We start from the raw sequence: 9599 nt of genomic DNA, 5'->3' as shown, positions 1-9599 counted from the left end.
ACCGCATCAACCCCCACCTGTAAGCCCAACTCAGAGTAAAGAGATCGGCCGCCTTACACAGAAAAGTTGACACGCTCCGAGGCCACGCCGCTGACGATCGCCTACACCGCCACGAGCGCTGAGCCTGGGGTGAACATCGCCGCGCTGACCGACGCGCTTACCCACCACGCCAACAGCGCCCTGTTCCCCGGCGACGGGGAGGTCACGCTCGTCGTCCAGGGCCGCGCCCCGGTGACCTTCGACCTCACCCCGATGCGCGGCGATCAGATCGAGGCCGACATGCACAAGAAGGCCGAGCAGATCAATGATCAGTTGAACCACATGCTCGCCGAGGTCGCCGCGCACTCCGAGATCCTGGAGGCCAGCACGAACGGCCTCGACGTCCTGGGTGTCTACGACCAGGCCATCGCGGCGACCCCCCAGGGCGGAGAGATCGTGATGGTCACCAGCGGGCTGTCCACCACCGACCCGGTCGACCTCGACGCCGCCGGCGACTGGCAGCTCAACCCCAGCGGGTTTGTCGCCCAGATCAACCCCAGGGACATCCCTGACGCGCAGGGGCGCTCCATCACCTGGACCGGCCTCGGCCAGACCAGCACCAGCCACGCGGCCGGGACCACTGACCCGACCTCGACTCGCGCCCGCCCCAACAGTCAGCAGGCCAACAAGAAGCTCCACACCCAGCACGCCCCCGGTCCGGCTGCGCGCCAGGCTCTCCACGACCTGTGGCTCAATCTGTGCGAGACCTCCGGCGCAAGCAGCTGCACGATCGACGACTCGCTGCTTCCCGCGACGCCCACCACCGCCACCAACCGTGTGCCGGTCATCGAGTTCGACCAGGTCACCACCAACTGCCTCGGAACCTTCACCCTCGCCGCCGACATCGCGTTCTCTCCCAACTCCGCCGACCTCACCCAGGCCGCTGACAAGCTCCTCGCCCCCATCGCCGACGCGCTCGCCACCTGTCCCGACGGCCGTCGCATCAACGCCTACGGCCACACCGCCGAGGTCCCCGGCAGCGGCGACGGCATCGGCCTCTCCACCGCTCGCGCCACCAACGTCCTGGCCCGCCTTCAGCAGCTCGGTGCCCCCCGGAACACGATCGGTATCCCCACCGGCTACGGCGACACCCGCCCCACCGTCGACAACACCCCCAACGGCGCCTACCGCGAGGACCTCGCCCGCCTCAACCGCACCGTCGAGCTCACCATCACCAACTGACTTCCACTTGCCATAGGGACTGCCGCTCAGACCGGTCCCCAGACCTGTGCCGCAGCCACTGCGGGCGTGTCCCCGAGCACGAGTCGCGTCGACATCAGCACACCCCACCAGAAGAACCACACACGCCGCATCGACACCGGACCCTCAACCGGCGGATCTCGCACAGCACAGGCTCATGTGCGGACGCTGTGCACCCGCCACCTTGGGGTCTCAACCACCGTCTCGCAACCAGCGAGGCAACCCACCACTAGGAGACACCATGGTCAGCAAGGAGCCCGGCAAGCTGGGCAAGCTCAAGAGCACGGCCGGTCGCATCCTCGCCTCGGCTCAGATCGCCGGCACTGTCGGCACCAGCGTGCCGTTGAACAAGAACGACCTGCCGCCGAACCTCGCCAAGCAGTACGGGCAGTACTCCGCGAACGTGCGCGCCCCCCAGACCCGGCGCGACATCCAGCGCCACATCACCAAGAGCACCGAGCCCTCGATCGGTCTGAACTCTCGCGACCGCAAGAACATCCGCAAAAAGAAGTGACCCCCCCCGGCGGCACTGGCCCGATTCCGCGCCAGCGCGGCCACACGCCCGGGGCCCATGGCCCCCGTCCGGCTCATCACCCCGCCCGCAACATCCGTGGCTACCGAGCGAAGTGCCCAGCTAGGTAACAACCACCCGGGGTCCACCGTCTCGGGACCGACGAACCCAATCATCAAGCGCCACTGCAAGGAGAGGAACATCATGACCAGCACCTACGACCCCAACAACGGGGTCACCGTGAACGGCCGCTCCCCGCACCCGTTCGACCAGCTGCACGACCTGCCCACCCCCATCCGGCTGCTCCCGCCCGTCGAGATCCCGAGCCGCCACATCCGCACGTCCTACTTCGGCATGGGTCCCATCCCGTTCGGGAAGATCAACGCCACCCGTTCCCTGGTCGACGAGGCCAACCTGCCGCACCACTCCCACCCGCGCCGCCCGGATGTCCTCACCCCGGCTGAGGAGTCGGTCCGGACCGGGGTCGAGAAGCAGGCTCAGGCCTACCTTGACCGGGCCGTCACTCACACGATTGAGCCCAAGATCCGGCGGGTCAAGAACATCCACGCCGAGATCAACAACCTTGACCACCAGATCAGCAGCCTGCCCAACCGTTCCTACATCGGTCCCGATGGGCAGACGCTCACCCCCGAGCAGGCCGACGAGTACAGCCACTTGCTCGCCCACGAGGTCGCTTCCGACAACAGCGCCGGTGCCACCGTGCACCAGGGGGTCAACGGGCTCTCCGACACCCTGCGCGGCCACAAGGCCACCAAGAATGACCGGCGCAGGGAGTTCGCCAAGCTGGCCATGGACGCTCCGGTGTTCTTCCTCGCGATGCTGGGCCTGCTCAACGTCAACTACCAGCTGATCCTCATCGATGCCTTCACGACGATCATGGCCGGCGTCGCGCTCGTCTTCGCTCTGCTCGGCACCATCCTGCTCGCTGTCACGATGCGCGACATGGCGCGCCGCCATCGCCGCTACAAGAACAAGGAGGGCGGCATCACCGCCCCGCCCACCGTGGCGCGCCGCATGAAGATCGAGCTCATCGCGCTGATCACCATCGGTGCTCTCGCGGTCGGCGTCATGTCCTCCCGGGTCCTGGTCGACGGTCTCAACGCCGACTCGAACCCCATCCTGGTCGGCACCCTTGCTCTGCTGTTCGGCGGCCTCATCGGCTACTCGGCGTACACCAACTACACCTCGGTCTTCGACAACTCTTCCATCCAGATCGAGCGCCTCGAGTACCTCACTGGCCAGTTCCAGCACCGCGAGGACAAGCTCGATTCCGCCAAGAACGCCCGCTCCGTGCTCATCGAGTCCGCCGGCCAGAAGGCCGCCGACATCCACCGCGCGATCGCCAAGGCCCGCACCGACGCCGAGCACACCGTGTCGAACTCCAACGCTGATAAGGCCCTGCGCATCGCGCGCTCCTACCACGGTCGGACGGGCATCAGCGCCGCGCTCCCCCCCGTCCGTCTCGACTACAGCCGCCTTGACCTCGCCGCGACCCAGGCGACGAACATCCAGAACACCCAGAACAACCTCGAGCGCCACATCTAGATCCCATAGCGCACGCCCACGATGGGCCGGTCTTCGACGATCCTGCAACCGTCAAGACCGGCCCATCAGCACGCGCCATGGCTCGCCCCCACGCCCGCGTTCCCCGCGCCGGGCTCACACGTCACAAGCCGCCGCGGGTACACACAGCGCGGCTCCCACGGCACACACAAGGGAGACGGCGACCCCTGACTGCCGCGGAGCTGAGGACGAAGCGACGCGCTGGCGATCCAAGCAAAGGTGCAGGTCAGGCGCCTATTGCGGGCGCGAGGCCATCGCGCACAGTCGTCATCAGGATGACGTGGAGGTGAGGGGCTGATCCCAGTAGACGCAGTATGTCTGACTACGGATCAGAAGGTTTGGGGTTCGAATCCCTACAGGCGCGCAGCACACGAGAGCCCCAGGTCACACAGTGACCTGGGGCTCTCGTCGTCGGGGCAGGGTCGCGAGCGCTACCGGTCCTGCGCGGGCTCGGCCCCGGTCTCGTCGGCGACCTCCAGGGAGAGCCACCCCTGGTAGACGTGGGCGTAGACGAGAGGGGCGCCCACCACGGTGACCGGCCACATGACGTAGAAGAACACCGCCGTGGAGGCGGGCAGGCCGCCGAGGCGGGCGGTGCTGTCGAGCAGGGAGCCCGCCACGACGAACAGGACCCCGACGAGCGCGGCGAAGGCCACCACGGGCACCAGGAACTGCCGGGACCACTCGTTGCGGGCGTTGAGCGAGCCGATGAGCATGAAGAGGGCCACGAAGACGGGGATCGAGTAGTACACCGCCTGCCACACGTCGAGGAGCATCCCGGCTGCTGCGATCAGGGTGGCCACGAAGAACGCGGCCACCAGGGTGTCCATCTTGTCGAGCTTCATCTGGGTTCCACCTTCGGTCGGTCGGGACATCGGACTAGTTCGTGGCACGGGCTCGCTCCGCGACGGTCACGACCTGGGCGTCCATGCGGTCGAAGTGCTGCTGGGAGGTGCGTGAGGGGAAGAGCACGGAGACCGCGATGAAGAGCAGCGCCCCGCAGGCGATGACGAACCCGCCGGCCTGCATGTACGCCGGCAGGGTGATGACGCCCTCCGAGGTCAGGATCGTGACCGCCAGGTTGGCCACGATGCCGAACCCGACCGCCACCGTGGTCGCGATGCCGGTGGCGCGGCGCCAGTAGAGCCCCAGCACGACGGGGGCGAAGATGGCCGCGGCGAAGGCGGCCCAGCCGATGGCACCCAGCAGGAAGACCACCTGGGTCAGGTAGAGCGAGAAGACGAGCGCGCACAGGACGACGAACGCGCTGGCGAGCCGTCCCCACATCAGCTCACGGTTCACCGTCCGACCCAGCGAGCCGGCCAGGTCGCGGGTCAGGGAGCTGGCGCCGATGGTGATGAAGGAGCTGGCGCTGGACATGATCGCGGCCAGCAGCCCGGCCATCACGAAGCCGGCGAAGGCCGGTGCGGTCATGTTGTCGAGGAACCACGTGGTCGTGTTGTCGATGTTCGCCAGCTCCGGTGCGCGTCCGTCGATGGTCAGGGCGCGGGTGGCCAGGCCGATGGAGAGCGCGAACAAGGTGGTGACGGCGTACGCCACGGCGGCGACCAGCGCACCCCATCGCAGCTCGGAGCCCGAGCGCAGCATCAGGAACTTGGTCACCAGCTGGGGCTGGGCGGCGGTGCCCAGGACGGCCAGGAAGACGAACGAGAAGATCCAGGTGATCGGCTGGGTCGCGTCGAGACTGAGGAACCCGGGGTCGGCGCCCTCGACCGTCGCCAGCATGTCCGACCAGCCGCCGGCGGTGCGCGTCGCCACCACGAAGGCCGCGACCGACATCACGATCATCAGCAGGCCCTGCACCAGGTCGGTCCAGACCGCGGCGAGCATGCCTCCCGCGATCGTGTACGCCGCCACGACGAGCGAGCCGATGATGGCGCCCACGACCACCGAGGTGTCGAAGATGATGCCGACGATCACCCCCATCGCCGTCACCTGCGCGGTCATGTAGGCGACCGAGCCGACGAACATCGCGATCGACATCGAGAAGTGGGCCGAGCGGTGCGGGTAGCGGACCTTGACCACGTCGGGCACCGAGTACACGTCGTGCGACCTGGCCAGCCGGTAGAGCCGGGAGCCGAGCAGGAACCACGACAGGGCGAAGCTCAGCGGCACCAGCAACGCCGCTGCCACGATCGCCTGCATCCCCCAGGCGTAGGTGTTGGCGGTGTGCCCGATCATCCCGAACCCGCTCTGGATGGAGGAGAACGTGGCGATCGCCATCACGAAGAAGCCCAGCGTCTGGCCGGCGACCAGGAACTCCCGGGACGAGGCCATCTTGGTGTTGGCCCAGTACCCGATGCCGAACATGACGATGAAGTAGACGATGACGATGCCTAGTACGACACTCATGTGCTCCCTTTCAGTAGGCCTCTTCTGTGGCCTCGTGTGCGCCGGGCGGGCACCGACGGCGGCCGGTGCGGCGGGACCGTGGCGCCGAGCGGAGGCAGTGACCCCGGTCACCCTGCGGCGGTGTCGGTCGTCACTCTAGGAGCCGGGCTGCAGGAGAAGGAGGTGGCATAGCGCCACACCTGGGGAGGGTCGGGTGTGGAACCTCCACCCCCCAGGTCGGCGGCGGCCGCGGTCGGTCCGGGGCCGGTGCCGGGCGTCAGCTCGGCCGGTCGTCGCCCGCTGGGGCGCTGCGGCCCAGCGACTGCCGGAGCAGGTGCAGCCGCACCGCCATCCGCAGCTGCAGGTCGTCACCGCTGCGCCAGTCCTCGTCGAGCACGGCGGCGGCCCGGTCCAGCCGCTTGACGAGCGTGTTGGGGTGCACGTGCAGCGCGCGGGCGGTGCGGCTCAGGTTCTCCCCGTGCTCGAAGTAGGCCGCCAGGGTGCGCACCAGCTCCGTCGAGCGACGCGCGTCGTAGGTGACGAGCGGGCCGATGGCCGCGGTGACGAACTCGTCCAGCTCGGCACTGCGGTCCGGGTCGACGAGGATGCCGTAGAGAGCGAGGTCGGCCACGCGCAGCGCGGTGTCGCTCCGGCCGAGCGCGGCTGCCACGACGAGGCTCCGGCTGGCGCGGGTGAACGCGCGGGTCCAGCCGCCGGGGCCCACGGACTCGGCGACCACCGTGACGGGCTGGCCCAGGTCGCGCCGCAGGCGCTGGTGCAGCATGGACGGGACGTCGTCGCTCCCGTCCGACGGCAGCAGCAGGGTCGGGTGCCCCGCGTGCTCGCCCGCGAGACCGGACTGGTCGCGGGCGATCGTGTGCAGGCGCCGGGCGACGTCGGAGCGACGTAGGTCGGCGGCCTCGGCGATGACCAGCACGTCCAGCGCGTCGAGGTCGACGCCACGGGAGCGCGCTCGGGCACGGTGGGTCGTGCTGGGTGTCGGGCCGGAGGTCATCAGCTCGGTCAACAGCTCCCCGCTGAGCCGTTCCTCGGCATCGGCGACGGCGTCCTCGTTGAGGATCAGCAGGGCGAGCACGTGTGCGGCGAGCTCGAGGGTGCGGTCGTCGACGGGGCCGGGGGGCTCGGCGCGGGTCCAGGCGACCGTGCCGAGCAGGCGCTCGCCCGCCCGGATGGGGGCCACGCTGTGCGAGCCCCCGCCCGCCTGGCTCCCCGAGGCGCAGCGGCCGGTGCTCGTGGCCTCGCGCCGCAGCAGTGCCAGGGCGGGAGCGGCGGCACCGGCGTCCGGCTCCACCGAGCCGTCGTCGGCGCGTGCGACCTCGACCCCGTCGCGGTCCAGGACCGTCACCGCTCCTCCGAGCTGCGTGACCAGGCGGCGGGCGACGTCCTCGGGGCCACCGCCCGTGACGACGACCCCGGTCAGCGCCTCGTGCGCCGACTGGGCCCGCTCCATCTCCGCGACCTGGTCCTCGATGGTGCGGTACGCCGACCTGAGCCGCTCGAGCGAGGTCCGGCTCTCGTCGTAGAGCCGGGCGTTGTCCAGGGCCACCGCCGCATGGTCCGCGAACGCGCTGAGCAGCGCGATCTCGTCGGTGCGGAACTCGCGCTCGGAACGGTCGGCGGCGAACAGGACCCCGATGGCCTCGCCCCGCACCAGCAGCGGCACCCCCAGGAGAGCGATCAGGCCCTCCTGGCCGACCAGGTCGTCGAAGCCGGGGTCGTGCTCCAGGTCGCTGGCGTGGGCGTAGCGGCTCACGTGGTGGGCGGCGCGGGTCTGCAGCACCCTTCCCCCCAGTCCGGTCCCCGGCGGGATGCGTGCGGCTCGGAAGGCCGCAGAGATGGTGCCCTCGCTGGCCCGGATCGCCAGCCCGCCGTTGGCGCCGACCAGCGAGAGGTAGGTGAAGTCGGTCCCGATCAGGTCGTGGGCGTGGCGCACGATCGAGCGCAGCACGTCGTCGAGGTCGCCCAGTGCCGTCAGGGAGCGCGCCGTCGCGTACAGCGAGGTCAGCTCCCGCTGCCGCGCCGACCCTCCGGGGTCGCGGGGGCTGTCCACGGCCATTGGTGCCTCCTCAGGAACGGGGCCGCATCGGTGCCCGGCCCGGGCGGCAGGGTAGCCCAGCCGCACACCCGGGAGTCTCGATGTGTGTGACATCCACACCTCCTGGCGGCGTCCCCGCCGCGCCTAGGTTGAGCGGGCGCCGGTGCGACGAGCAGCACGGGCGTCGGCCCACGACCCACGACCCCCGGGAGCAGCGCAGATGGAAGGCCTCATGCAGTCGAGACCGCTGAGCGTGGCGCACGTCGTCGAGCGCGCCGAGTCGATGTTCGGCCACAAGCGGATCGTCAGTGCCGGCGACGAGACGCTGACCTTCCGGGCCTGGGCGGGGCGGGTACGCCGCCTGGTCACCGCCCTCGACTCCCTGGAGGTCCCCGAGGGCGCGACGGTGGGGACGCTCGCCGCCAACCACCGCCGCCACCTGGAGCTCTACGCGGCCGCACCGGTCAGCAAGCGGGTCCTGCACACGATCAACACCCGCCTGCCGGCCGAGCACCTCGAGCACGTCATCGCCGACGCGGGCGACGACGTCGTCTTCGTCGACCGGGCCCATCTCGCGGGCGTGTGGGCGGGAGTGCGCCACCTGGGCGTGCGGCACTGGGTGGTGCTGCCCGACGGCACGACCGCGGACCTCCCGCAGGACCCCAGGATCTCCCACTACGAGGACCTCCTGGCGGTGTCCGCGCCGCGCGAGGGCTCCTTCGAGGACGACTTCTCCCGCGACGACGAGGACCTCGCCGCCGGGCTCTGCTACACCTCCGGCACCACTGGCCCCCCCAAGGGCGTGGTCTACAGCCACCGGTCGACGCTGCTGCACTCGATGGGGACGATGCTCGCGGGCTACATCGGTCTCCACGAGCGCGACGTGGTGCTGCCGATCGTCCCCATGTTCCACGCCAACGCCTGGGGGCTGCCGTACGGCGCGCTGCTCGCCGGTGCCGACCTGGTCCTGCCGGGACGCTCCAGCGACCCCGCCCACCTGCTGGCCCTCATGGACTCCGAGCGGGTGACCGTCGCTGCTGCCGTGCCCACCGTGTGGACGAGCCTGGTGCCCGGCCTGGCCGGCACCGCACGGGGGGCGGTGCGCCTGCTGCTGGCCGGAGGGTCGGCGGTCGCCCCTGCCCTGTCGCGGGCCTACGAGGAGGCATGGGGGCTGCCGTTGACCCACTCGTGGGGGATGACGGAGGTGAGCCCGGTCGGAGCGGTCGGGGGGCTGCGCAGCGAGCACGACGCCCTCGACCCCGTCTCGCGCGAGGAGGCCCTGGCCGCCCAGGGGCAGCCGCTGCCGCTGGTCCGGGTCCGCGTCGTCGACGTCGAGTCCGGTGCCCCACAGCCCTGGGACGGGGCCAGCGCGGGGGAGCTGCAGGTCGCCGGGCCGTGGGTGGCGTCGGCGTACCTGCACCGGGCCACGACCGAGAGCCACACCGACGACGGGTGGCTGCGCACCGGTGACATCGCCACGCTCGACGCATCGGGCACCGTGCGTCTGGTCGACCGCCTCAAGGACCTGATCAAGTCGGGTGGGGAGTGGATCTCCTCGGCCGAGCTCGAGTCGGCGATCGGGTCGCACCCGGAGGTCGACGAGGTGGCGGTGGTCGCTCGGCCCGATCCGCGCTGGATGGAGCGCCCGGTCGCGTACGTCGTGCGACGAGCGGGCTCGGCGCTGACCGCCGAGCAGGTGAAGAGCCACATCGCCCCGACCGTGGCGAGGTGGTGGGTGCCGGACGAGGTGGTCTTCGTCGACTCCCTGCCCAAGACCGGCACCGGCAAGCTCGCCAAGGCGGAGCTGCGCGCAGCCTTGCGCTGACCCGTGACGCCGGCCGCACCCTCGGGCGCCCG

At 70.3% G+C, this 9599-nt stretch carries 7 protein-coding genes; 4 read left to right on the top strand and 3 right to left on the bottom strand.

All coding sequences use genetic code 11. The features are described 5' to 3' along the window. Nucleotides 1-66 precede the first annotated feature (66 nt). From ABKW28_RS16615 to ABKW28_RS16605, 3 genes are all read left to right on the top strand, one after another. The gene (locus tag ABKW28_RS16615) at nt 67-1221 is read left to right on the top strand and encodes an OmpA family protein (RefSeq protein WP_348611566.1); all 1155 of its coding nucleotides are present in this window, start codon (nt 67-69) and stop codon (nt 1219-1221) included. A 259-nt stretch (nt 1222-1480) separates the two neighbouring features. After that, nucleotides 1481-1753: a hypothetical protein gene (locus ABKW28_RS16610; RefSeq protein WP_348611563.1), complete on the top strand. Its 273-nt coding sequence runs from the start codon at nt 1481-1483 to the stop codon at nt 1751-1753. Between the two features lie 201 nt (nt 1754-1954). Continuing rightward, the gene (locus ABKW28_RS16605; protein ID WP_348611560.1) at nt 1955-3316 is read left to right on the top strand and encodes a hypothetical protein; all 1362 of its coding nucleotides are present in this window, start codon (nt 1955-1957) and stop codon (nt 3314-3316) included. Between the two features lie 449 nt (nt 3317-3765). Here ABKW28_RS16605 and ABKW28_RS16600 read toward each other — a convergent pair whose 3' ends face one another. The 3 genes from ABKW28_RS16600 to ABKW28_RS16590 form a co-directional block, all read right to left on the bottom strand. Then, entirely contained in the window at nt 3766-4179 is a 414-nt protein-coding gene (locus ABKW28_RS16600) for a hypothetical protein (RefSeq protein WP_193669836.1), read from the bottom strand. Nucleotides 4180-4213: 34 nt separating this feature from the next. Beyond that, a complete protein-coding gene (locus ABKW28_RS16595) occupies nt 4214-5707 on the bottom strand; it encodes a hypothetical protein (protein WP_348611557.1) in 1494 nt (497 codons plus the stop codon). Nucleotides 5708-5963: 256 nt separating this feature from the next. Beyond that, complete coding sequence (locus ABKW28_RS16590; RefSeq protein WP_348611554.1) at nt 5964-7763, bottom strand: GAF domain-containing protein; 1800 nt, start codon at nt 7761-7763, stop codon at nt 5964-5966. A 211-nt stretch (nt 7764-7974) separates the two neighbouring features. Between ABKW28_RS16590 and ABKW28_RS16585 the strand changes: the two genes are divergently transcribed. Continuing rightward, complete coding sequence (locus ABKW28_RS16585; RefSeq protein WP_348611551.1) at nt 7975-9567, top strand: long-chain-fatty-acid--CoA ligase; 1593 nt, start codon at nt 7975-7977, stop codon at nt 9565-9567. The last annotated feature ends 32 nt before the right edge of the window (nt 9568-9599 follow it).

It is taken from the genome of Nocardioides sp. 31GB23, from assembly GCF_040012395.1.
Lineage (GTDB): Bacteria > Actinomycetota > Actinomycetes > Propionibacteriales > Nocardioidaceae > Nocardioides > Nocardioides salarius.
The sequence above is the reverse complement of the archived record's forward strand: the minus strand, read 5'-3'. Positions and strand labels throughout refer to the sequence as shown.

What these genes read in the sequence shown, in the direction of transcription:
- ABKW28_RS16610 (WP_348611563.1), top strand. Translation starts at nt 1,481, where the DNA reads ATGGTCAGCAAGGAGCCCGGCAAGCTGGGCAAGCTCAAGAGCACGGCC.
- ABKW28_RS16605 (WP_348611560.1), top strand. Translation starts at nt 1,955, where the DNA reads ATGACCAGCACCTACGACCCCAACAACGGGGTCACCGTGAACGGCCGC.
- ABKW28_RS16600 (WP_193669836.1), bottom strand. Translation starts at nt 4,179, where the DNA reads ATGAAGCTCGACAAGATGGACACCCTGGTGGCCGCGTTCTTCGTGGCC.
- ABKW28_RS16595 (WP_348611557.1), bottom strand. Translation starts at nt 5,707, where the DNA reads ATGAGTGTCGTACTAGGCATCGTCATCGTCTACTTCATCGTCATGTTC.
- ABKW28_RS16590 (WP_348611554.1), bottom strand. Translation starts at nt 7,763, where the DNA reads ATGGCCGTGGACAGCCCCCGCGACCCCGGAGGGTCGGCGCGGCAGCGG.
- ABKW28_RS16585 (WP_348611551.1), top strand. Translation starts at nt 7,975, where the DNA reads ATGCAGTCGAGACCGCTGAGCGTGGCGCACGTCGTCGAGCGCGCCGAG.